The organism is Janthinobacterium sp. LPB2021202312-11-4 (assembly GCF_037049705.1).
In the GTDB taxonomy this organism is placed as follows: Bacteria; Pseudomonadota; Gammaproteobacteria; order Pseudomonadales; family Pseudomonadaceae; genus Aquipseudomonas.
In genome coordinates this window covers 1-26,012 of the sequence record NZ_JBAGKV010000014.1, presented here as the reverse complement: position 1 = coordinate 26,012, position 26,012 = coordinate 1, and the positions used below count along the sequence as shown (strand labels likewise).

13 protein-coding genes are annotated in these 26,012 nt (G+C 61.2%); 3 read left to right on the top strand and 10 right to left on the bottom strand.

Annotated elements, in window-relative coordinates; genetic code table 11:
• Nucleotides 1–5: 5 nt before the first annotated feature.
• The 6 genes from V5E99_RS16175 to speB all read right to left on the bottom strand — a co-directional run bounded on the left by V5E99_RS16175 (nt 6) and on the right by speB (nt 5,607).
• Nucleotides 6–257 (bottom strand): hypothetical protein, encoded by a 252-nt coding sequence (locus V5E99_RS16175; RefSeq protein ID WP_499803332.1) that lies wholly within the window; start codon nt 255–257, stop codon nt 6–8.
• A 54-nt stretch (nt 258–311) separates the two neighbouring features.
• Complete coding sequence (locus V5E99_RS16170) at nt 312–1,037, bottom strand: MBL fold metallo-hydrolase (RefSeq protein ID WP_499803331.1); 726 nt, start codon at nt 1,035–1,037, stop codon at nt 312–314.
• Nucleotides 1,038–1,121: 84 nt separating this feature from the next.
• A complete protein-coding gene (locus tag V5E99_RS16165; RefSeq protein ID WP_499803330.1) occupies nt 1,122–2,501 on the bottom strand; it encodes a sodium:solute symporter family protein in 1,380 nt (459 codons plus the stop codon).
• A gap of 190 nt (nt 2,502–2,691) precedes the next feature.
• The gene (locus V5E99_RS16160) at nt 2,692–4,209 is read right to left on the bottom strand and encodes a purine-cytosine permease family protein (protein ID WP_499803329.1); all 1,518 of its coding nucleotides are present in this window, start codon (nt 4,207–4,209) and stop codon (nt 2,692–2,694) included.
• 54 nt (nt 4,210–4,263) lie between these two features.
• Nucleotides 4,264–4,686 (bottom strand): YybH family protein, encoded by a 423-nt coding sequence (locus V5E99_RS16155; protein WP_499803328.1) that lies wholly within the window; start codon nt 4,684–4,686, stop codon nt 4,264–4,266.
• A gap of 9 nt (nt 4,687–4,695) precedes the next feature.
• Nucleotides 4,696–5,607 (bottom strand): agmatinase, encoded by a 912-nt coding sequence (gene speB, locus V5E99_RS16150; protein ID WP_207200082.1) that lies wholly within the window; start codon nt 5,605–5,607, stop codon nt 4,696–4,698.
• 397 nt (nt 5,608–6,004) lie between these two features.
• On the opposite strand from speB, the gene V5E99_RS16145 reads away from it, so the two are divergent.
• Together V5E99_RS16145 and V5E99_RS16140 are read left to right on the top strand one after the other, a co-directional pair.
• Nucleotides 6,005–6,898, top strand: a complete 894-nt coding sequence (locus V5E99_RS16145; RefSeq protein WP_007945995.1) for a LysR family transcriptional regulator — start codon at nt 6,005–6,007, stop codon at nt 6,896–6,898.
• A 4-nt stretch (nt 6,899–6,902) separates the two neighbouring features.
• A complete protein-coding gene (locus V5E99_RS16140; protein WP_499803327.1) occupies nt 6,903–7,496 on the top strand; it encodes a tRNA-uridine aminocarboxypropyltransferase in 594 nt (197 codons plus the stop codon).
• A 76-nt stretch (nt 7,497–7,572) separates the two neighbouring features.
• Here the strand turns inward: V5E99_RS16140 and V5E99_RS16135 are convergent, their stop codons facing one another.
• The 3 genes from V5E99_RS16135 to V5E99_RS16125 all read right to left on the bottom strand — a co-directional run bounded on the left by V5E99_RS16135 (nt 7,573) and on the right by V5E99_RS16125 (nt 12,705).
• Entirely contained in the window at nt 7,573–8,940 is a 1,368-nt protein-coding gene (locus V5E99_RS16135) for an HlyD family type I secretion periplasmic adaptor subunit (RefSeq protein ID WP_499803326.1), read from the bottom strand.
• Nucleotides 8,941–8,950: 10 nt separating this feature from the next.
• Entirely contained in the window at nt 8,951–11,101 is a 2,151-nt protein-coding gene (locus V5E99_RS16130) for a type I secretion system permease/ATPase (RefSeq protein WP_499803453.1), read from the bottom strand.
• Between the two features lie 245 nt (nt 11,102–11,346).
• Nucleotides 11,347–12,705 (bottom strand): TolC family outer membrane protein, encoded by a 1,359-nt coding sequence (locus V5E99_RS16125; protein ID WP_499803325.1) that lies wholly within the window; start codon nt 12,703–12,705, stop codon nt 11,347–11,349.
• 592 nt (nt 12,706–13,297) lie between these two features.
• Here V5E99_RS16125 and V5E99_RS16120 point away from each other — a divergent pair.
• The gene (locus V5E99_RS16120; protein ID WP_499803324.1) at nt 13,298–25,588 is read left to right on the top strand and encodes a retention module-containing protein; all 12,291 of its coding nucleotides are present in this window, start codon (nt 13,298–13,300) and stop codon (nt 25,586–25,588) included.
• Nucleotides 25,589–25,761: 173 nt separating this feature from the next.
• Here V5E99_RS16120 and V5E99_RS16115 read toward each other — a convergent pair.
• Nucleotides 25,762–26,012: DUF6124 family protein (locus V5E99_RS16115; RefSeq protein ID WP_499803323.1), on the bottom strand; the 251-nt coding region annotated here is incomplete at its 5' end.

The following is a 26,012-nucleotide window of genomic DNA, read 5'->3' as shown; positions in this document are numbered from 1 at the left end:
TAACGTCAATGCCGCCCAATCCTCAGCAAAAACCGACTCAAATCCTCCGCCGTCCTGGCGTCCTTGAGCATCCGGTCTTCTTCCGCCGTAAACGCCGTCAAACCAAACTCGTCTTCCAGATGGAAGATCAGTTCCTCGATATCTTCTTTATCCAATCCCAATTGCGCCAGGCTGGCGCTGTCCTCGAAGTCTTCCTGACGTTCCAGCAGGCGGCTGATAAAACGATGCACGGCAGCACGAACGGCGGATCTTTTCATGGTCGTTCTTCGCAGGGTTATTGTTGTTTTCCCTGGCGTTGAGTACAGCAGGCTTCAGCCGTGTGAGCGCTGCCACTCGTCAATCATCGTGCGCAAATGCTCCCCGGAAAAACTGCCGAAATGCCCGCCATGCACCGTGCGGATCGGTAGCGCGTGCAAGCGTTGCAGGCTGCGGGCGTAGTCGTCGAGGTTGGAATGGTAGGCGTCTTCGATCAGCGGCCCGTCGTAGATGATGTCGCCGCTGAACAACGTTTGCGTCGCCGACTCATACAGGCTGATGCCGCCCGGTGAATGCCCCGGCGTGTGCAGCACTTGCAGCACGCGATCCCCCAGGTCCAGCACGTCGCCTTCTTCAATCATCCCGGTGGCCGGCGCGGCTTTGACCCGATACTCGGCGTAGCACAACGGGCAATCGGGATGCGCTTCGAACATCTCGTCGCCGACAAATGCCGTGCTCAGGGTGTTCTCACCGTCCGGCGCAGCGAGGATCCGCGCTTCGGCCGGGTGTACCAGCCGTTCAGCAAATTCGTGATGCCCGGCGATGTGATCGAAATGGCAATGACTGGCCACCGCCACCAAGGGTCGCTCGGTAATCCATGGCAGTTGCTCGCGTAAGCTCACCAGCCCCGAGCCGCTGTCCAGCAGCACGTCCTTGTCGCGACCCTGGATGTGCCAGAGGTTGCAGCGATAAAACGGCCGAATGTAAGGCTCGTGAATCAGGCGAATGCCGTCGGCCAGGTTTTTTACTTCGAACCATTGATCGCGAGAAACAATCTGCATAAAGGTTTTCTCCAGACGAAAAAAAACGGGTGTGGCAACCGACGCCACACCCGTCGAAGAAAGCATCAAGTCGTTACATGCAGCTTAGATCGCGCTCGCCACAACAGCAGGGCGACGCGACATCAGGCTGACCACCACGAAGCTCACCAGGCCCACGCCGAGGCTGTAGTAGATCGGGCTGTTAGCGTCCAGACCGTCCTTGAACATGAACACCAGCGCCGTAGCGAAGCCCATGCCCATGCTGGCGATGGCGCCGGCGGTGGTGGCGCGTTTCCAGAAAATCGCACCGATCAGCGGGATCAGCATGCCGCCCACCAACAGGTTGTAGGCCAGGGTCAGGGCGCTGATCACGTCGTTGACCACCAGCGCAATGCCGAGTACGACGAGGCCGGTCAGCAGGGTGAACAGACGGTTCATGCCCAGGCTCGACTGTTTACCGCCACGCAGTTTCGGCAGCAGGTCTTCGGTCAGCGTAGTGGCGGCGGCGAGCAGGCCGGCGCTGGCGGTGGACATCATTGCAGCCAGCGCCGCAGCGATCACCAGGCCACGGATACCGTCCGGCAAGGACAGCTTAACGATGGCAGCGAAAGCGTTGTTGACGTTGTCCAGGTCCGGGATCAGCACGTGAGCGGCCATGCCGATCAGGGCGCAGGCCAGGCCGTAAAGGATGCAGTAGAAGCCTGCGAAGGTACCGGCGACCTGAGCCACTTTGGCGCTCTTGACGGTGAACACCCGTTGCCAGATGTCCTGGCCGATCAGGATGCCGAAGAAGTAGATCATGAAGTAGGTGATGATCGTGTCCCAGCCGATGGTGGTGAAGCTGAAGGCGCTTGCCGACAGTTTCAGCACCAACTGATCCCAGCCGCCGACGCGGTACAGGCAGATTGGCAACAGGATGAACATCAGGCCCACAGTCTTGATCACGAACTGGACGATGTCGGTCAGGGTCAGGGACCACATGCCGCCGATCGCCGAGTAGATCACCACCACGCCACCGCCGAGCAATACCGAGACCCAGAACGGCAGGCCGAACAGCACTTGCAGCACGGTGCCAATGGCGAGGATCGACACCACGCCGATCATCAGCGCATAGGCCAGCATGATGACTGCGCTCGCCGAGCGGGCCATCGGGTTGTAGCGTTTTTCCAGGACCTGGGTAACGGTGTAGATCTTCAGTTTCAGCAGCGGTTTGGCGAGGAACAGGTTCAGCGCGACGATCCCGCAACCGAGGGCTGCGCACAGCCAGAAGCCGGAGATGCCATGGACGTAGCCCAGGCGCACGGTGCCGACGGTGGACGCGCCGCCCAACACGGTGGCGGCCATGGTGCCCATGTACAGGCTCGGGCCGAGGTTGCGACCGGCGACCAAAAAGTCTTCGTTGGTCTTGGCTTTGCGCATGCCGTAATAGCCGAGTATCAGCATCGCGGCGGCGTAGATGAGTACGACGAATAAATCCAGTGCCATGATGGCGTGTCTCCGATTGTCTTTTTTATGGTGAGGCGAACATCAATTCCTGTGGAAACACCAATCACTGTAGGAGCGAGGCTTGCCCGCGAAGGGGGCGACGCGGTCTGTCAGCCAGACCGCGTTATCGTTCTTCGCGGGCAAGCCTCGCTCCTACAGGTCATGCGTTGAACACAGGGAATGCGTTGAATCAGGCCGCTTGGCGCATCGCCGGTTTAGCGTGCGAGTTCGCGCCTTTGCTGCGTGCATCGTCCGGGCCGTACACCGCTGCGGTTTCCGGGAACAGGCTCAGCAACGCGAAGTACACCAGCGAGGCCAGGCCCAGCGTCACCGGCAGGCTGATGTCGATGCCACCAGCCAGGTTGCCGAGCACGCCGACGAACTGCCCCGGCAGGTTCACAAAGCACAAACCGACCAGTGCACTCGGAATCCACGCACCCAGCCCACGCCAGTTCCAGCCGTGGGTGAACCAGTAGCGGCCACCTTTCTCGCCACGGGTGAACACTTGCAGGTCATCCGGGCAATAGAAGCCGCGACGCACCACCAGGCCGATGATCATGATCACCATCCATGGCGTGGTGCAGGTGATGATCAGCACGGCGAAGGTCGAGACGCTCTGCACCAGGTTCGCCGCAAAGCGCCCGATGAAGATGAAGGCAATCGACATCACGCCGATCAGCAACGTCGCCTTGACCCGCGACAGCACCCGAGGGAACACGCTGGACATGTCCAGCCCGGTGCCATACAGCGAGGTGGTGCCGGTGGACATGCCGCCGATCACCGCAATCAGGCACACCGGCAGGAAGAACCAGTTCGGCGCCACCGCCAGCAGACCGCCGACGTAGTTGTTGGCCGCGATGTAGTCCGGGGCCTTGATCGCCACGATGGTCGCGGTGGTCAGGCCGAACAGGAACGGGATGAACGTCGCGACTTGCGAAATCACCACCGCCGCCATAATCCGGCCTTTTGGCGTGTCGCGCGGGATGTAGCGCGACCAGTCACCGAGGAACGCGCCGAAGGAAATCGGGTTGCTCATCGCCACCAGCGCAGCGCCGATGAACGCCGCCCAGAAGCCCGGTTGTCCCATGCTCACGGTGCCGGCGAAGTTCACATCGAAGGGACCGGCGAAGGCGAAGATGCCCAGCAGGAACAACAGGCTGGCGCTCCACACCGCGATCTTGTTGACCCACAGCAGGAAGCGGAAGCCGTAGATGCAAACCGTCAGTACCAGGATCGCGAACAAACCGTAGGCCAGGCCCAGGGTCAGGTCGGTTTCCGGCAGGCCGATCAAGCGTTTCGCCCCACCGATCAGCGCATCCCCCGAACTCCACACCGAGAGCGAGAAGAAGGCGATAGCGGTCAGCAGCGACAGGAACGAACCGACGATCCGCCCGTGCACCCCGAAGTGTGCGCCGGAAGACACGGCGTTGTTGGTGCCGTTGATCGGGCCGAACAGGCCCATCGGCGCGAGGATCAGCGAACCCAGCAACACGCCCAGCACAATCGCCCAGACTCCCGCCTGGAAAGACAGGCCGAACAGCACCGGGAAACTGCCGAGCACGGCGGTGGCAAAGGTATTGGAACCGCCGAAGATCATCCGGAACAAGTCCGTGGGGCTGGCGGTTCGTTCGTTGTCCGGGATCTGTTCGACCCCGTAGGTTTCAATTTGCGTAAGGCTTTGGTCGTTGTCTTTGTTGTTTTTATTCATGATCAGCTCCGATCATAAAGGCGCGCTCATCGTGTGTGAGCGTCACCTGTTTGGCTAAGGGGTTGGCAGCCCTTCCGGCATTGCGGACAAATGTTCATGGCAGGCCAGCCATAGGCCTTGTTGTTCTTGGCCAGACGCTTGTTTTTTGAAAACAATCGTCTCGCGCTCCTGGCTGAAGTGTTGCTCCCCTTGCATGCGCAGCTCGGTGGCCACGTCATGGATGAAAATCGCCACGTCACCTTGCAGGCTGACGAAGGCGTTGCTCGAGGTGCACGAAAGCACCTCGAAGCCATCCTCGGCGCGCCAGGTGTCCCACAACGCCTGATAGGCATCGCGCGACAGCAGGGGCTGTTCGAGGGTGTAGAACACGAAGCTCGCATCGGCGCTGAACGCACCGAAGTAGGCTTCGCGATCGTTACGGGCAAAGGCTGTCACCAGGTCGGCGGCAGCTTTCAAAACCTGATCGCGTTCGTTCATGACCAATCCTCAGCGGTGGGCCACGCCCGGCAGTACGCAAAGCATTTCGTACAGCAAGTTGGCGGCCAGCAGCGAGGTATTACCGGTGGTGTCATAAGCGGGCGAGACTTCTACCAGATCGCAGCCGACCAGGTCGAGGCCTTGGCAGCCACGGACGATTTCGATTGCCTGAATGGTCGTCAAACCGCCGATTTCCGGGGTGCCGGTGCCCGGCGCCCAGGCCGGGTCGATGCCGTCGATGTCGAAACTCAGGTACACCGGACCGCCGCCGACTTTCTCGCGAACTTCGGCCATCAGTGGCGCCAGGGATTTGTGCCAGCACTCTTCGGCTTGAACGACGCGGAAGCCTTGTTTACGGCTCCAGTTGAAGTCTTCGGAGGTGTAGCCCTGGGCGCGCAGACCGATTTGCACGACGCGGTCCGGGTCCAGCAGGCCTTCTTCGACGGCGCGACGGAAGGTGGTGCCGTGGGCGATTTTCTCGCCGAACATGTGATCGTTCACATCGGCGTGGGCGTCGATGTGCACCAGGCCGACCTTGCCGTGCTTTTTATGGATCGCACGCAGGATCGGCAGGGTGATGGTGTGGTCGCCGCCCAGGGTCAGCGGGATCACATCGTGTTCGAGGATGCTGTGGTAGGACTCTTCGATGATCCGCACGGCGTCCAGCAGGTTGAAGGTGTTGATCGCCACGTCGCCGATGTCGGCCACTGACAGCGAATCGAACGGTGCAGCGCCGGTCGCCATGTTGTACGGGCGGATCATCACCGATTCAGCGCGGATTTCCCGAGGCCCGAAGCGGGTGCCGGGGCGCAGCGAGGTGCCGATGTCCAGTGGCACGCCAATGAAGGCAGCGTCCAAACCGGCAGCGGTAGGCAAATGGGGGAGTCGCATCATGGTGGCGATGCCGCCGAAGCGCGGCATTTCGTTGCCGCCCAGTGGTTGGTGAAGAATCTTGTCCACGGGTAAGGCCTCATCGTCGTTGTTTTATTTATGTCGGTTGCACAGAACCGGGGAGGTTCGGGCACCGCTGGGGGCCGATTCTGCGAAATGCAGGGGCAGGGAAGAATCGCTACGGGCAAATACTTAGTTCAGATTTTTCTAAACTAATGGAAGTGGCGCAGATAGACTTCCCCCCTTGGCCCGCGAATAACCCCGTAGGAGCTGCCGAAGGCTGCGATCTTTTGATCTTGATTCTTTGCGGTCATGACGCCGCCAAAGATCAAAAGATTAAAGATCAAAAGATCGCAGCCTTCGGCAGCTCCTACGCAGGGCTGTTCACGATTTAGCTGAAACCCGACCGGTGTTTGGAGTGTCCCCCATGGCCAACGCTTTACCCGACCTGAAACTGTTGCGCATCTTCGTCAGCGTGGTCCGCCATCAGGGGTTCGCCAACGCCCAGCAAGAGCTCAACCTTTCGACCTCGGCGATCAGCACCTACATGAGCCAGCTCGAAGCCGCGCTCGGTCTGGTGCTGTGCCATCGCGGTCGCGGCGGGTTCAGCCTGACCAGCAAGGGTGAATTGTTCCATCAGGAGACCCTGCGCCTGTTGGGCGAACTTGAAGGCTTCGAGCAGTATGCGGCGGCGTTGAAGGGGGAATTGCGCGGCACCTTGAACCTCGGCGTCATCGACTCCACGGTCAGCGACAAGGCCTTGCCCTTCGCCGAAGCCATCGGCGCCTATAGTCAGGAACACCCGGCGGTGCATTTGCACCTGTCGGTGATGAGCCCCTACGAACTGCAACTCGGCGTGCAGGACAACCGCCTCGACCTGGCCATCGGTGCGTTTTCCACGCGCATGAGCGGGCTGGTCTACATGCCGCTGTACCGCGAACAGCACTGGCTATATTGCAGCAGCCGCCACCCGTTGTTCACCGAGCGGCGCATTCCCGAGCAAGTCATCACCCAGCAACGCATGGTCGGTCGCGGCTACTGGAGCCAGGCGGAATTGGCGCGTCACGGCTTCAAACACAGCGCCGCTACCGTGGAAAGTATGGAAGCGCAGCTAATTCTGGTGCTGTCCGGCGCCTACATCGGTTACTTGCCGGAGCACTACGCTCAGGCCTGGGCGGACAAGGGCGATTTGCGGGTGTTGCTGCCGGCGACGTTCGGCTATCAGGCGCCGTTTTCGATGATTGTCCGTCGTGGCCGCAGCCGCGAACCGTTGATCCAGACTTTCCGCGATTTGCTTAAAGCACAACTGAATCAGGCTTGAACCGATGTCCAGAATCCAATGCCCCCGCTGCCTGCGTCCGCAAACCCATTGCCTGTGCCCGCTGATCCCGAGCCTCGACAGCCGCACCCGGGTGCTGCTGTTGCAGCATCCCAGCGAAGTGAATCATGCGCTGAACACCGCGCGTCTTGCTGCGTTGGGGCTGAAGAATGCCGAGTTGATCGTGGGCGAAGTGTTCGAGGATCTGCCGGCGCTGTTGAATCAGCCTGGTTACCAGGCACGGTTGCTGTTTCCCGCTGAAGCGGCGCAGCCGTTGCAGGTTTATACCGAAAATGATCAGCCGCTGCTGCTGGTGGTCCCGGACGGCACCTGGCGCAAGGCGCGCAAGATGTTGCACCTCAATCCGCTGCTGGCGGCGTTGCCCCGAGTGACGCTGGTGGATGGCGGCGTGTCGCGGTATCGGTTGCGCAAGGCACCGGGGCCGGGGGCGCTGTCGACGGTGGAGGCGATTGTGCAGGCGTTGCAGACGCTGGAAGCGCCAACCACGTTCGAGCCGTTGTTAAAACCGTTCGAAGCGTTGATCGAAGGGCAGATTGAGGCGATGGGGGAGGCGACTTACCAAAAGAATCACGGCGGTTAAAAGCGAAAGATCGCAGCCTTCGGCAGCTCCTACGCCGATCTCTGTAGGAGCTGCCGCAGGCTGCGATCTTTTGATCTTATCGTTCGCGCATCGCCTCGGTCCGCGCCTTGAGCACCGGTTTTAGCAGGTAATCCAGCACGCTTTTCTCCCCGGTAATAATGTCCACCGTCGCCACCATCCCCGGAATGATCAGCAACGGTTTCACATCCCCGCCCAGGTGGTTCTTATCGGTCCTGACCTGAATCAGGTAGAAGCTGTTGCCCTTGTCATCGGTAATGGTGTCCGCGCCGATCAGCTCAAGCTTGGCGCTCAGCCCGCCGTAAATCGTGTAGTCGTAGGCGCTGAACTTGACCATGGCTTTCTGGCCCGGGTGCAAGAACGCCACGTCCTGCGGCCGAACCTTGGCTTCGATCAACAGGTTGTCTTCCAGCGGCACGATTTCCACCATGTCGCTGCCCGGCTGAACCACGCCGCCGATGGTGTTGACCTTCAACACCTTGATGATCCCGTGCACCGGCGACACCACTGTGGTGCGGGTCACGCGGTCGTCGATGGCGATGCTTGACGCTGTGATTTTTGACAGGTCGGTGCGTTTCTCATTCAGCTCTTTGGCCGCGTCGGAGCGGAAGGACTGTTCTGATTCGTCGATCTTGCTTTTGATCTCGTTAATCGCCGATTCCGCCCTCGGAATGGCCAGCGTCGTCGCATTCAGCGAGCCGCGAATCTCCACCGCGCTGCGTTTGAGTCGCAGGATTTCCACCGGCGACACCGCCCCGGTGCCCACCAGCGGCGCGGACATGTTCATCTCTTGTTGCAGCAACGCCAGGCTTGAGCTGAATTGCCCCTGTTTGGAGCGGAATTCCGCCAGTTCCTGGCTTTTTTGATGAAGTTGCTCGGTCAGCGTCCGTTGTTCGCTGGCCAGTCGCCGTTGCCGTTGTTCGTACAGCGAGCGTTCGTCTTCAGCCACTTGCGGGGCCTTGGCGATCACTTCGTCCGACAGCTTGAACGGCCGCCCTTCAGCCTCGGCGGACAAGCGCTCGACCTTTGCGGTCAACGCATAGCGATCGGCTTCGCTTTCGCCCTTGTTCGACAGAAACCGCGTGTCATCCAGGCGCAGCAGGGTGTCGCCCTTGTTCACCATTTGCCCTTCGCGGACGAAAATTTCGGAGACGATGCCGCCCTCCAGGTTCTGGATCACCTGCACCTTGCTCGACGGAATCGCCTTGCCTTCGCCCATGGTGACTTCTTGCAACACCGCGAACTTGGCCCAGAGCAGCGCCGAAATCAGCAGCCCCGCCGCCAGCCACACGGTGATCCGCGACAGGCGCGGGGAATCCTGCAACGCGGCGCCGGCGGTTTCCGGCATGTATTCGCTTTCCGCGCTTTTTTTGAAGCTGCCGAAGTAGCCTCGGTCTTTTGACGTGTCGGAGGATGAACGGGCCATGGGATAGCTCCTAAACAGCCGCAGAGCCGACACGGCCCTTGCGCAGTGCATCGATGACCGCTTCTTTCGGACCGTCCGCGACGATCCGCCCGTTATCCAGCACCACCAGCCGATCCACCAGGCTCAGCATTGAGGTGCGGTGGGTGACCAGCAGCAGGGTTTTGCCCTGGACCCAGGTGTGGAGTTTTTGCCGCAGGACGTCTTCGCTGCTGTTGTCCATGGCGCTGGTGGGTTCGTCGAGCAGCATGATCGGCGGGTCGAGCAACAAGGCCCGGGCCAGCAACACTGCTTGGCGCTGGCCACCGGAGAGCAATTGACCGCGCTCACCCACGGGCCGGTCGAAGCCTTGCGGATGCTGGCGGGCGAGGTCGGTCACGCCGGTCAGTTCCGCCACTTCGAGCATGCGCGAATCGCTGACGTAACGGGCGCCGAGGGTCAGGTTGTCGCGCAGGCTGCCGGCCAGCAGCGGCAAGTCATGGGCGACGTAACCGATCTGTTGGCGCAGGTCGGCGACATCGAGTTGCCGCAGGTCCAGGCCATCGAGCAGCAATTGGCCTTCTTCCGGTGCATAGAAACCCATGACCAGCCGCGCCAACGTACTTTTGCCCGAACCGCTGCGACCGATGATGCCGATCCGTTCGCCGGGTTTGACGCTGAAACTGATGTTGGCCAACGCCGGCGCGTTCTGCCCGTTGTAGTGGAAGGTCACGCCGTTGACGTCGATCGCGCCTTGCAGTTGCGTGCGCTCCAGCGGTCGTTGTTTCGGGTCGCGTTCCTGGGGCAACGACATCAGCGCATCGGTGCTGCGCATCGTCAGTTGCGCTTGCTGGTAGCGGGTGATCAACCCGGCGATCTGCCCCAGCGGCGCGAGCACCCGGCTGCCGAGCATGTAGGTCGCCACCAGCGCGCCGACGCTGAGGTTGCCGGCGATGATGCTGTAGACCCCGGCGACGATGGTCGCCATGCCGGAGAATTGCTGGATGAACAGTGTGCCGTTGGTGGCCAGCGCCGAGAGGTTGCGCGCATGGCTGTCGAGGCGGGTGAGGGCGCCGTGGGTGCTTTCCCATTTGTGCTGGCGCTCGCTTTCGGCGCTGCAGGCTTTCAGGGTTTCGAGGCCGCCGAGGGTTTCGATCAGCAGGGCTTGGCGTTCGGCGCCGAGGCTCAGACTTTTTTGCACGGTGTCACGCAGGCGGACCTGGATCGCCATCGCAAAAATGATCGTGATCGGAAACGCCAGCAGCGGTATCACCACCAACCAGCCGCCGAGCAGGCCGATCACCACCAGCATCAGCACGGCGAAGGGCAGGTCGATCAGGCTGGTCAGGGTCACGGCGGTGAGAAATTCCCGCAGGCCCTGGAAGTCATGGATGCTTTGGGCGAAACCGCCGATGGTCGCCGGTCGGGCTTTCATGGCCATGCCGGTGATGCGCTCGAACAGCGTTGCCGAGAGGATCACGTCGGTTTTCTTGCCGGCGGTGTCCAGCAAGTGCGCGCGGACCACCCGCAGCACCAGTTCGAAACCGGTGCCGATCAGCAGCCCGATGGCCAGCACCCACAAAGTCGAAACAGCCTGGTTCGGCACTACGCGGTCGTAGGTCTGCATCACGAACAGGGGCACCATCAGCCCCAGCAGGTTGATCAGAAAACTCGCCAGGATGGCATCGCTGTACAGCCATTTCGACAGTTTCAGTGTGTCGCGAAACCACGCCTCGACGCGCGGCACCAACGGTGAGCGCAGGTCTTCAAGTTCATGGCGCGGCCGGGCGAACAAGGCCTGGCCGCTGTAGTTTTCGTTCAGCTCTTCACGGCTGACCCATTGTTCGCCGCCCTCGGCTTCGCTGGGCAGGATCAACAATTGGCCGTCATCGCCAAAACGCCGCAGCACGGCGGTTCGACCGTTTTTGAGGATGAGTAAAACCGGCAGGTTGAGCGCGGATATATCCGCCAGATCCCGGCGCAGCAAACGCGCCTGCAAACTGGCCCGGGCCGCTGCGCGGGGCAGCAGGTCCAGGCTCATGCGTTGCTTGTTCAGCGGCAGGCCGGCACTCAGGCTGGCGCGACTGACCGCCGCGCCGTGGAGTTTGCAGAGGATCAACAGACCGTCCAGAAGCGGGTCATCGAAGCTCAGGCGCGGATCGACCCCTGTGTTGCCGGGTTCCATGCTGGTCAAATTGATCGCTCCTGTAGAACTGCTTCCGTTGGCATAAGTGTCGCTACATCCCCCGCGTAGGAGCTGCCGCAGGCTGCGATCTTTTGATCTTGTTTTTCAAGATCAAGATCAAGATCAAGATCAAGATCAAGATCAAGATCAAGATCAAAAGATCGCAGCCTTCGGCAGCTCCTACAGGGTTTCCGGTGTTTCCGGATTACCGGGATTACCGGGTTTCCGGATTACGGGGTTACCGCTTACTTCAGTTCAGGCAGCCGGGCTTCGTTTTTCACTTCCGTGGCGGCGATTGCATCGGCTGGCAGCACCACCCGTTGTTTGCTCAGCAACTGGCCCATGTTCGCCAGTACGCGGTACATCGAGTATTCCTCGGTGTAGCGCACTTCGGTGTAGCGGCGGTTGGCGTTGTAGAGCTCGTTTTCGCTGTCGAGCAGGTCGAGCAGGGTCCGTTGGCCGAGGCCGAACTGGTCCTGGTAGGCCGCGCGCACGCGTTTGGTGGTTTCCGCGTATTCACGGGCGGTCGGGGTTTGTTTCTTGGCATTGACCATGGCGTTCCAGGCCAGGTGAATGTTCTCGTTGAGCTGGCGCAGGGCGTTGTTGCGGATGTCCATCGCCTGGTTGATCTGGTGCGCATCGGAGGCCAGGCGCGCCTTGTCGCTGCCGCCGCGGAACAGGTTGTAGTTCATGATCACGCCGACGCGCCATTCGTTGTCGTGGCCTTCATCGCCCTGCACGTTGTTGTTGGCGCCTACCGCCGCTTCGGCGTCGAAGCGTGGGTAGAACGGCGACTTGGCGACTTCATACTGGCTCTCGGCTGATTGCACATCGGCCTGGGCGGATTTCAGGTACGGGTTGTTCTCCACCATGCTCTGCTGGGCTTCCGGCAGGCTGGTCGGCAGTTCGCCGCGGGTTGATGGCGGTGTTTCGAGTTCATCGGGCATGCGCCCCACGACGCTGTAGAAGTTCGACTCGGCGTCGGCCAGATCCACCTCGGCGGTGTCCAGGTTGTTCTGCGCCAGTGCCCGGCGAGCGGTGGACTGATCGGAGTCGGCGTTACTGCCGACGCCGCGCTGGGTGCGCAGGCCGATCTGGTCGTTGACCCGCATGTGCGCTTGCAGGTTATTCGTGGCCAGCGTCACCAATTCGCGGCGCTTGAGCACTTCGAGGTAGACCTCGATGGTGCGCAGGGCCAGATCCTGAGCGGTGCCCTGGGCGTAATAAGCCCGGGAGTTGGACACGCCTTTGGTGCGCTCGACCTCATTCGCCGTATTGAACCCGTCGAACAGCATCTGCCGCAGGCGCAGTTCCGACTGGGTGTAATTGAGGATCTCGGTGTGGTGATTGCCGAAGGCCCGGGTGTTGGTGTTATCGCTGTAACCGCGCCCGTAGGCGGCGTTCAAATCCACCGACGGGTAGAAGCCCCCCTTGGCGACTTTCACCTGTTCATCAGCTGACAAACGCGCGTCCACGCGCGATGCAAGCTCGGGGTGTGTCGCGATGGTGCTTTGGATCGCGTCGGTCAACGACATGGCCTGAGCCTGAGAAGTGCAGGCCATGGCCAGCAAAACCGCGCTGCAGAGGGGGGTTAAAAGGCGCATGGGTACATCTCCCTGTTTCCTGATGGTGCTTACTTGTCGTCAAATACTTGACGTTATTTATAGGTGCAACCGTTTCACTCTTGTAACAACAGAGCTAAGAACATTCTAGGGAAAACCTAAGAACTATTTCTCATAAGGGTTATGTCAAAAAAAACTTATGCGCTCTGAAAAATCCAGCACATTGTTCAATCCGAAAGCCCTTGTTTTATGAGCCTTAGGGAGCTTGTTAAGGGCTTGAGGAAAGTTCCATCCACTTAGCGACATAGGGCGAAGAAGTGCTGGAGGGGAGGGAAGTGGGACGGTTTTGGAGTGACAGTTTTTTGTCACTCGAGTGATTCAGGACCGTTACGCATCGCTCGCAGGGAGGTTGTTCCTCAAGTGGAACCCGATGCCATTGATTGCAGAGGGTTTTATGCCGAGCCGGACAAATGGCCCGCGAGTGACACGCTTGGCGAGATCGTCGCCAGGGAGGTGGTTTACTTCGTTAAACCGCCCCTTGGCAGGCGATCCGCCGAGCGGCCCGCTTGCGCCGTGAGCACGTTCTTCGCACAACCAGGTGCCGACAGAAGGTTGGCAGCGAAGGAGAATGCACATGGCAACGCTCATTGGGATCGTCAGTAAGGTTATTGGTCAGGTGTTCGCGGTTGCGGCCGACGGTACTCGACGCGCGTTGGTCGAGGGCGACCGGTTGTTTGCCGGCGATCAACTGGTCACCGGGGCCGAAGGCGCGGTGGCGGTGCACCTGCAAAATGGCCAGGAACTGACCCTTGGGCGTGACAGCAGCCTGCAAATGACCCCCCAACTGCTCGCGCATCAGGCGCCCCATGTGGATGCCCCTGAGGCGGTGACGCCGAGCGAAGCGCAGCTCACCGATGTGCAGCAACTGCAAAAAGCCATTGCGGCCGGCGCTGACCCGACCCAAACCGGTGAAGCCACCGCGGCCGGCCCTGGCGCGACGGGTGCCCCGGGCGGTGCCTTGGGCGGCGGTCACAGTTTCGTGCTGCTGGAAGAAGTGGGCGGGCGCGTCGATCCGCGTATCGGCTTCCCGACCGCAGGGTTTGGCGGCATTCCGGAATTCCCTGAAGAACGGCACAACGCCGATGTTCAGCAAAACGACAACACCCCACCCGTGGTCGTGCCACCGGTGAACAACATCGTCACCCTCGGCGGCCTGGACGTGACCGGTGGTGAACTGACCGTCAACGAAGCCAATCTGGCCCAGGGTTCCGACAGCAATCCGGCGGCCCTGACCCAAAGCGGCACCTTCAGCGTGTCGGCCCCCGATGGCTTGTCGAGCCTGAACGTGGGCGGCATCAACGTGGTGGTGGGCGGTGTGGCCGCCGGTTTCCCGCAATCGATTACCACGGCCTTGGGCAACACGCTGAGCATCACGGGCTACAACGCGGCGACCGGCGTGGTCAGTTACACCTACACACTGGTGACCAACGAAACCCATTCGGCCGGCGATGGCGCCAACAGCCTGAGCGAGCACTTCACCGTGATTGCCAGCGACTCCAATGGCGATTCGGCTACCAATTCGCTGGACGTCAACATTACTGACGATGTGCCCAAAGCGGTCAACGACAGCAATGTCGGCACCGGCTCGGAAAGCCAATTGACCCTGGCGGGCAATGTGCTGACCAACGATGTACAAGGTGCGGACCGTGTCACTACCGGGCCTGTTACGGCCGGAACGTTCACCGGTACTTACGGCACCCTCGTTCTTGCCGCTGATGGGACTTACACCTACACCGTTCACACCACTGATCCGGCGTTTCTCGCGCTGCACGGCGGCGGCAACGGTACAGACACGTTCACCTACACGCTGACGGATTCAGATGGTGATACCAGCACTGCGAATCTGGTGTTGCAAGTCCACAACAACGATGACCCGGTGACCCTTAACGGCCTGAATATTGAGGGCGGCGAACTCACCGTTTTCGAGAAAAACCTCAGCCAGGGCAGTGCGCCGGACAGCACTCAACTGACCCAAAACGGCACGTTCACGATTACCGCGCTTGATGGTTTGCAAACCCTCGACGTTGGCGGGATTCACGTGGTGGCCGGGGGTGTGGCGGCAGGTTTCCCACAATCGATTACCACGGCCCTTGGCAACACGCTGAGCATCACCGGTTACAACGCGGCGACTGGCGTTGTGAGTTACAGCTACACCCTCAATGGCAATGACGCGCATCCGGCCGGTAATGGCGCGAACAGCCTCGGCGAGCATTTCAATGTCGTCGCCACCGATGCTGACGGCAGCACTGCCAGTGGTTCGCTGGACGTGAATGTGGTCGATGACGTGCCGACAGCGGCGAATGATTCCAACGCAGGCACTGCTTCGGAAAGCCAATTGACCCTGGCCGGCAATGTGCTGACCAACGATGTGCAAGGGGCAGATCGTGTCACCACCGGGCCTGTTACGGCCGGGACGTTCACCGGTACTTACGGCACGTTGGTGTTGGCCGCTGACGGTACGTACACCTACACCGTTCACACCACTGATCCGGCGTTCCTCGCACTGCACGGTGGTGGCAACGGCACAGACACGTTTACCTACACACTGACTGACTCCGACGGTGATACCAGCACTGCGAATCTGGTGCTGCAAGTCCACAACAACGATGACCCGGTGACCCTCAACGGCCTGAATATTGAGGGCGGCGAACTCACCGTTTTCGAGAAAAATCTCAGCCAGGGCAGTGCGCCGGACAGCACTCAACTGACTCAAAACGGCACGTTCACGATCACCGCGCTTGATGGTTTGCAGACCCTCGATATTGGCGGGATTCACGTGGTGGCCGGCGGTGTGGCGGCAGGCTTCCCGCAATCGATTACCACGGCCCTTGGCAACACGCTGAGCATCACCGGTTACAACGCGGCGACCGGTGTCGTGAGTTACAGCTACACCTTGAATGGCAACGATGCGCACCCGGCTGGTAACGGCGCGAACAGCCTCGGCGAGCACTTCAATGTCGTCGCCACCGATGCTGACGGCAGCACTGCCAGTGGTTCGCTGGACGTGAATGTGGTCGATGACGTGCCGACAGCGGCCAATGATTCCAACGCAGGCACTGCTTCGGAAAGCCAATTGACCCTGGCCGGCAATGTGCTGACCAACGATGTGCAAGGGGCAGATCGTGTCACCACCGGGCCTGTTACGGCCGGGACGTTCACCGGTACTTACGGCACGTTGGTGTTGGCCGCTGACGGTACGTACACCTACACCGTTCACACCACTGATCCGGCGTTCCTCGCACTGCACGGTGGTGGCAACGGCACAGACACGTTTACCTACACACTGACTGACTCCGACGGTGATACCAGCACTGCGAATCTGGTGCTGCAAGTCCACAACAACGATGACCCGGTGACCCTCAACGGCCTGAATATTGAGGGCGGCGAACTCACCGTTTTCGAGAAAAATCTCAGCCAGGGCAGTGCGCCGGACAGCACTCAACTGACTCAAAACGGCACGTTCACGATCACCGCGCTTGATGGTTTGCAGACCCTCGATATTGGCGGGATTCACGTGGTGGCCGGCGGTGTGGCGGCAGGCTTCCCGCAATCGATTACCACGGCCCTTGGCAACACGCTGAGCATCACCGGTTACAACGCGGCGACCGGTGTCGTGAGTTACAGCTACACCTTGAATGGCAACGATGCGCACCCGGCTGGTAACGGCGCGAACAGCCTCGGCGAGCACTTCAATGTCGTCGCCACCGATGCTGACGGCAGCACTGCCAGTGGTTCGCTGGACGTGAATGTGGTCGATGACGTGCCGACAGCGGCCAATGATTCCAACGCGGGCACTGCTTCGGAAAGCCAATTGACCTTGGCGGGCAATGTGCTGACCAACGATGTGCAAGGCGCAGACCGTGTCACCACCGGACCTGTTACGGCCGGAACGTTCACCGGTACTTACGGCACCCTCGTTCTTGCCGCCGATGGCACCTACACCTACACCGTTCACACGACTGATCCGGCGTTCCTCGCACTGCACGGTGGTGGCAACGGCACAGACACGTTTACCTACACACTGACTGACTCCGACGGTGATACCAGCACCGCCAACCTGGTGCTGCAAGTCCATAACAACGACGACCCCGTCACCCTTAACGGCCTGAATATTGAGGGCGGTGAACTCACCGTTTTCGAGAAAAATCTCAGCCAGGGCAGCGCGCCAGACAGCACGGCGCTGACTCAAAACGGCACCTTCACGATTACCGCGCTTGATGGTTTGCAGACCCTCGACATTGGTGGGATTCACGTGGTGGCCGGCGGTGTGGCGGCAGGCTTCCCGCAATCGATTACCACGGCCCTTGGCAACACGCTGAGCATCACCGGTTACAACGCAACGACCGGTGTTGTGAGTTACAGCTACACCCTCAATGGCAATGACGCGCATCCGGCCGGTAATGGTGCCAACAGCTTGGGCGAGCATTTCAATGTGGTTGCCACCGATGCCGACGGCAGCACTGCTAATGCCTCGCTGGACGTGAATGTGGTCGATGACGTGCCGACGGCGGCTAATGATTCCAACGCGGGCACTGCTTCAGAAAGCCAATTGACCCTGGCCGGCAATGTGCTGACCAACGATGTGCAAGGGGCGGATCGTGTTACCACCGGGCCGGTTACGGCCGGGACGTTCACCGGTACTTACGGCACCCTCGTGCTGGCAGCGGATGGGACTTACACCTACACCGTTCACACGACTGATCCGGCGTTCCTCGCGCTGCACGGTGGTGGTAATGCCACGGACACGTTCACCTACACACTGACCGATTCGGACGGTGATACCAGTACTGCGAATCTGGTGCTGCAAGTCCACAACAACGATGACCCCGTCACCCTTAACGGCCTGAACATTGAAGGCGGCGAACTCACCGTTTTCGAGAAAAACCTCAGCCAGGGCAGTGCGCCGGACAGCACTCAACTGACCCAAAACGGCACGTTCACGATTACCGCGCTCGACGGTTTGCAGACCCTGGACGTCGGCGGCATCCATGTGGTCGCGGGCGGTGTAGCCGCAGGCTTCCCGCAATCGATCAGCACCGGCTTGGGCAACACGCTGACCATCACCGGTTACAACGCCACCACCGGTGTGGTCAGTTACAGCTACACCCTGAACGGCAACGACGCGCACCCGGCCGCCGACGGCGCCAATAGCTTGAGCGAACACTTCAACGTGGTTGCCACCGATGTCGATGGCAGCACGGCCAATGCCTCGCTGGACGTCAACGTGATCGATGATGTGCCCAAGGCGTTCAATGACAGCAACGCTGGCACCGCGTCGGAAAGCCAACTGATCCTCAGCGGCAACGTATTGACCAACGACGTGCAGGGCGCGGACCGCGTGGTTTCTGGCCCAATCACGGCGGGAACGTTTACTGGTACTTACGGCACCCTCGTTCTTGCGGCGGATGGTACTTACACCTACACCGTTCACACCACTGATCCGGCGTTCCTCGCATTGCACGGTGGTGGCAACGGCACAGATACGTTCACCTACACGCTGACCGACTCCGACGGTGACACCAGCACCGCCAACCTGGTGCTGCAAGTCCATAACAACGACGACCCGGTCACTCTCAATGGCTTGAATATTGATGGCGGCGAACTGACGGTATACGAGAAAAACCTCAACCTCGGCAGCGCCCCGGACAGCACTCAACTGACCCAAAACGGCACCTTCACCGTGACCGCGCTCGACGGTTTGCAAACCCTGAGTGTCGGCGGGATCAACGTGGTCAGCGGCGGGGTGGCCGCAGGCTTCCCGCAATCGGTGAGTACTGGTTTGGGCAACACACTGACCATCACCGGTTACAACGCCACCACTGGCGTGGTCAGCTACAGCTACACCCTGAACGGCAACGACGCACACCCGACCGCCAACGGCGCCAACAGCTTGAGCGAGCATTTCAACGTGGTCGCCACTGACGTCGATGGCAGCACCGCCAATGGCTCGCTGGACGTCAACGTCGTCGACGATGTGCCCAAGGCCTTCAACGACAGCAACGCCGGCACAGCCTCGGAAAGCCAATTGACCCTGGCCGGCAATGTACTGACCAACGATGTACAAGGCGCCGACCGTGTCACCACTGGCCCGATCACGGCGGGCACCTTCACCGGTACTTACGGCACCCTCGTGCTGGCCGCTGACGGTACGTACACCTACACCGTTCACACCACTGATCCGGCGTTCCTCGCATTGCACGGTGGTGGCAACGGCACAGACACGTTCACTTACACGCTGACGGATTCAGATGGCGACACCAGCACCGCGAACCTGGTGCTGCAAGTCCATAACAACGACGACCCGGTGACCCTCAACGGTCTCGACGTCAACGGCGGCGAACTCACCGTCTACGAGAAAAACCTCAACCTCGGCAGTGCCCCGGACAGCACTCAACTGACCCAAAACGGCACCTTCACCGTGACAGCCCTCGACGGCTTGCAAACCCTGAGCGTCGGCGGAATCAACGTGGTCAGCGGCGGGGTGGCCGCAGGCTTCCCGCAATCGGTGAGCACTGGTTTAGGCAACACGCTGACCATCACCGGTTACAACGCATCGACTGGCGTTGTGAGTTACAGCTACACCTTGAACGGCAACGACGCGCACCCGACCGCCAACGGCGCCAACAGCTTGAGCGAGCACTTCAACGTGGTCGCCACTGACGTCGATGGCAGCACCGCCAACGGCTCGCTGGACGTCAACGTCATCGACGATGTGCCCAAGGCCTTCAACGACAGCAACGCCGGCACAGCCTCGGAAAGCCAATTGACCCTGGCGGGCAATGTACTGACCAACGATGTACAAGGCGCCGACCGTGTCACCACTGGCCCAGTTACTGCCGGAACGTTCACCGGTACTTACGGCACTCTCGTTCTTGCCGCCGATGGCACCTACACCTACACCGTTCACACCACTGATCCGGCGTTCCTCGCATTGCACGGTGGTGGCAACGGCACAGATACGTTCACCTACACGCTGACCGACTCCGACGGCGACACCAGCACCGCGAACCTGGTGCTGCAAGTCCATAACAACGATGACCCGGTGACCCTCAACGGTCTCGACGTCAACGGCGGCGAACTCACCGTCTACGAGAAAAACCTCAACCTCGGCAGCGCCCCGGACAGTACTCAACTGACCCAAAACGGCACCTTCACCGTGACCGCGCTCGACGGCTTGCAAACCCTGAGCGTCGGCGGAATCAACGTGGTCAGCGGCGGGGTGGCCGCAGGCTTCCCGCAATCGGTGAGCACTGGTTTAGGCAACACACTGACCATCACCGGTTACAACGCATCGACTGGCGTGGTCAGCTACAGCTACACCTTGAACGGCAACGACGCGCACCCGACCGCCAACGGCGCCAACAGCTTGAGCGAACATTTCAACGTGGTCGCCACTGACGTCGATGGCAGCACCGCCAACGGCTCGCTGGACGTCAACGTCATCGACGATGTGCCCAAGGCCTTCAACGACAGCAATGCCGGCACCGCGTCGGAAAGTCAGCTGATCCTCAGCGGCAACGTATTGACCAACGACGTGCAAGGCGCCGACCGCGTGGCAACCGGCCCGATCACGGCCGGGACGTTCACCGGTACTTACGGCACGTTGGTGTTGGCTGCCGACGGTACCTACACCTACACGGTTCATCCTGCCGATCCGGCGTTCCTCGCGCTGCACGGCGGCGGCAACGCCACGGACACGTTCACCTACACGCTGACCGACTCCGATGGCGACACCAGCACCGCGAACCTGGTGCTGCAAGTCCATAACAACGATGACCCGGTCACCCTGAACGGCCTCGACGTCAACGGCGGCGAACTCACCGTCTACGAAAAAAACCTCAACCTCGGCAGCGCCCCGGACAGCACTCAACTGACCCAAAACGGCACCTTCACCGTGACGGCGCTCGACGGTCTGCAAACCCTCGACATCGGTGGCATCCACGTCGTGGCCGGCGGGGTGGCCGCAGGCTTCCCGCAGTCAATCAGTACAGGCCTGGGCAACACGCTGACCATCACCGGTTACAACGCCACCACCGGCGTGGTCAGCTACAGCTACACCTTGACCGGCAACGATGCGCACCCGACCGGTAACGGCACCAACAGCCTCGGCGAGCATTTCAACGTGGTCGCCACCGATGTCGATGGCAGCACCGCCAACGCGACCCTGGACGTCAACGTGATTGACGATGTGCCAAAAGCGGTCAACGACAGCAACGCCAGCACTGCCTCGGAATCCTTGCTGACCCTCAGCGGCAACGTCCTGACCAACGACGTGCAAGGCGCCGACCGTGTGGCAACCGGCCCTATCACGGCCGGCACTTTCACCGGCACCTACGGCACGCTGGTGTTGAACGCCAACGGCACTTACACCTACACGCTGAACACCAACGACGCCGACTTCAAAAACCTGCACGGCAATGGCAACGGCACGGAGACTTTCGCCTACACCATCACCGATTCGGACGGCGACACCAGCACCGCCAACCTGGTGCTGCAAATCCACAACAACGATGACCCGGTGACCCTCAACGGTCTCGACGTTAATGGCGGCGAACTCACCGTCTACGAAAAAAACCTCAGCCTCGGCAGCGCCCCGGACAGCACTCAACTGACCCAAAACGGCACTTTCACCGTGACGGCGCTCGACGGTCTGCAAACCCTGAGCGTCGGCGGTATCAACGTGGTCAGCGGCGGTGTGGCCGCAGGCTTCCCGCAAACCCTGGTCACCGCGTTGGGCAACACCTTGACCATCACCGGGTACAACGCCACCACCGGGGTGATCAGCTACAGCTACACCCTCAACGGCAACGATGCGCACCCGACGGCCAATGGTGCCAACACCCTGAGCGAACACTTCAACGTGGTCGCCACGGACACCGACGGCAGCAGCGCCACCGGTTCGCTGGATGTGAACGTGGTCGATGACCTGCCCAAAGCGGTCAACGACAGCAACGCCAGCACTGCCTCGGAATCCTTGCTGACCCTCACCGGCAACGTCTTGACCAACGACGTACAAGGCGCCGACCGCGTGCCCACCGGCCCGGTCACGGCGGGCACCTTCACCGGCACTTACGGCACGCTGGTGTTGAACGCCAACGGCACTTACACCTATACGCTGAACACTAACGACGCCGACTTCAAAAACCTGCACGGCAATGGCAACGGCACGGAGACTTTCGCCTACACCATCACCGATTCGGACGGCGACACCAGCACCGCCAACCTGGTGCTGCAAATCCACAACAACGATGACCCGGTGACCCTCAACGGTCTCGACGTCACTGGCGGCGAACTTACCGTCTACGAGAAAAACCTCAGCGACGGCTCCAACCCCAACACGCCGGCCCTGACCCAGAGCGGCACTTTCACCGTCACCGCGCTGGACGGTTTGCAAACCCTCGATGTCGGTGGTCTGCATGTGGTCGTCGGCGGCGTGGCGGCAGGCTTCCCGCAATCGGTCACCACGGCGCTCGGCAGCACCTTCACTGTCACCGGCTACAACGCGGCGACTGGTGTGGTCAGCTACAGCTACACCCTGGTGGATAACGAAACCCATCCAACCGGCAACGGTGCCAACAGCATCGCCGAGAACTTCAACGTGGTCGCCACCGATGGCGATGGCAGCACCGCGTCGGGGCAGATCAACGTCAACATCGTCGATGACTTGCCGACCGCCGCACCGGACACCGCCACTGCGGTCGAGGGCGCAACGGTCAACATCAGCGTGCTCGGCAACGACGTACTCGGTGCCGACGGCGCCGCAGCGGGCGGGGCCGTGATCGGCGTGCGCGCCGGCAGCAACACCGCGACGTCGGCGGTGGGCGGGCTCGGCACCAATATCAACGGCACCTACGGCTACCTGACCCTGGATGCGGCGGGCAACGCTGTGTACCACAGCAACCCGAACTCGGTCGGCGTGGCGGGGGCCACCGATACCTTCGTCTACACCGTGCGCGATTCCGACGGCGATGAAAGCACCACCACCATCACCGTCAACATCACCGACAACGCCCTCAAAGCGGTGGTCGATCAAGACGTCACGGTCTACGAAAAAGCCCTCGACCTGAGCAAGGACGGCCTCGACCTGGCACCCGGCACGGTCACCGGCAGCGACCCGACCAACACCGGCGAAACCGCCACCGGTACGCTGGTCGGTTCGGTCACCGGCGGCACCGGCCCGCTGACGTACAGCCTGGTCGGCAGCGCCACCGGGACCTATGGGCAAATCCTGATCAACCCGGACGGCAGCTACACCTACACCCTGACCTCGGCGCCGAAAACCTCGCCGACTGCCAACGACGGACCGAACACCCTGAGCGAAAGCTTCACCTACAAAGCCACCGATGCCCTGGGCAACAGCACCACCAGCACCATCGTGGTCAACATCGTCGATGACGTGCCAAAAGTCGCGGCATCGGACCGTTCGGTAACGGCGGTGGAAATCGATTCCAACCTGCTGTTGGTGATCGACGTGTCCGGCAGTATGGTCGACCCGTCCGGCGTGCCGGGCCTGTCGCGGCTGGACCTGGCGAAGCAGGCGATCAGTGCCTTGCTCGACAAGTACGACGACCTGGGCGATGTGAAAGTGCAGATCGTCACCTTCAGCAGCAGCGCCACCGACAAGACCTCGGTGTGGGTCGATGTGGCGACCGCCAAGTCGATCATCGCCGGCCTGACGGCGGGCGGCGGTACCAACTACGACGCGGCGGTAGCGATGATGCAAACCGCGTTCAATACGTCGGGCAAACTGACCGGCGCGCAGAACGTCGGGTACTTTTTCTCCGACGGCAAACCGACCACCGGCCAGGAAATCGGTACCGCAGACGAAACGGCGCTGAAAAGCTTCCTCGACGCCAACGGCATCAAAAACTACGCGATTGGCCTGGGCAGCGGCGTCAGCAATGCCAACCTCAACCCGGTCGCCTATGACGGCAGCACCCACACCGACACCAACGCGGTGGTAGTGACTGACCTCAACCAACTCAACTCGGTGCTGTCGGGCACGGTGCAGGGCGCCCCGGTGACCGGCACGTTGCTGGAGGGCGGCTCGTTCGGTGCCGATGGCGGTTTCATCAAGACCCTGGTGATCGACGGCACCACCTACACCTACGACCCGAAAGGCAACAGCAATCAGGGTTCGCTGACCGTCAGCGGCACCAACCACGGCACCTTCAACACCGCCGATAACAGCATCAGCATCGCCACCAATAACAGCGGCACCTTGGTGGTCAACCTCGACACCGGCGAATACACCTACACCTCGCAAAAAACCACCACGGTGGTGCTCACCGAAACCCTCGGCTTCACCGTCAGCGACAACGACGGCGACCTGGCAAGCTCCACGCTGACGGTCAAAGTCATCCCCAACGCGGCACCGGTGGCGGTCGATGACCACATCATCACCAACGTGCTGTCGGGCACCATCGTCGTGCCGGGCGAACTGTTGCTGGCCAACGACACCGACGCCAATGGCGATCCGCTGACGGCCACCCCGACCACCTTCACCACCGGTTGGGTGGCCAAAGGCGCGGACTTCACCGGCACGGGCGCGATCAGTTTTGCCGGCACCGGCAACAACGCCGCCAACCAGACGCTGGCGGATGTGCGCAACTCGTTCGCCGCCAACTCGGCAGCGATGACGGCAGTGCTGGTGATCAGCGGCTACCTGGGCGCGGTCACCACGTCCAACGCCAACGATGAAGACCTCATCACCGTCAAACTGAAACAAGGCGAAACCCTGAACCTGGACCACAACCTGGCGGCCGGTCACATCACCATGGAGTACTCGCTCAATGGCGGTGCGTTCGTGAGCATCGCCGACGGCGGGACCATCACCGCGACGGCCGATGGCACCTATCAAATCCACCTGACCAACATCGTCAACACCAGTGGCAGCAGCACCTCGGCGGCCGAGAACTATCAACTGACCATGACCGTCAACTACGCCGGGGCCCACGACCTGACCCCGGACTACCACGGCACCTACACCGCCAACGACAACCATGGCGGCAGCGACGTGGCGAACGTGACCATCAGCTACCAGGACGGCCACACCCTTACCGGCACCTCGGGCGACGACGTGTTGGTGGCCGGCACCGGCAACAACATCCTCAACGGTGGCGACGGCAACGACGTGCTCACCGCCGGCAGTGGCAACAACGAATTGCACGGTGGCGCCGGCAATGACTTGCTGTTCAGCGGCCCGGGCAACGACCTGCTCGATGGCGGCACCGGCATCGACACCGTCAGCTACGCCCACGCCACGGCCGGCGTCACTGTCGACCTGAGCCTGCTCACCGCGCAAAACACCCTGGGCGCCGGCACCGATACCCTCACCGGCATCGAAAACCTGGTGGGCTCCAACTTCAACGACACCTTGACTGGAGACAATAACAACAACGTGATCAACGGCGGTTTGGGCAACGACGTGCTCAACGGCGGTGGCGGCGACGACATCCTCATCGGTGGCCTGGGCAACAACACCCTCACCGGCGGGCCGGGCGCCGACACCTTCCAATGGCTGGCCGGCAACAGCGGCCACGACGTGGTCACCGACTTCACCCCGGGCACCGACAAACTCGACCTGTCGCAACTGCTGCAAGGCGAAAACGGCACCGCCGCCTCGCTCGATGACTACCTGCACTTCACCGTCACCGGCAGCGGCGCAAGCCTGGTCACCAGCATCAACGTCAGCGCCATGGCCGGCGCCACACCGACCCAGACCATCGACCTGGCCGGCGTCAACCTGGCCAGCCACTACGGCGTGACGCCGGGGGCGGGCGGCGTGGTGGCCGGCGGGCACGACACGGCGACCATCATCACCGGCATGCTCAATGACCATTCGTTGAAGGTGGACACCGTTTGATGCAATAGGGCCGAAACGACAAAACCCGCCATCCCCGGTGGAAGGGGATGGCGGGTTTTTAACATCAAAAGATCGCAGCCTGCGGCAGCTCCTACGCCGACCGCGTTCACTCGACTCAACACGATCCCGGTAGGAGCTGCCGAAGGCTGCGATCTTTTGATTTTCAGTCCGAGCTAACCCTGCGGATCAAGATTATCCAGCGCCCGATTCACCGCCAATTCGCCGAGCATGATGACCTGCGCGATGCCGAGCAGCGTGTGGCGGTGAGGGCTGTCCAGGAAGCCTGCCAAATCGCTGGCCATGACATTGGCCGAGGCCAGTGATTCGCAGGCGTGGGCCAGCAGGTTTTCGGTGCTGATGTCGGGGGCGACCAGGAAGAAGGGGCTGGGTTTGCGAGGAGGATTGGGTGTTGGTTTGAACATGG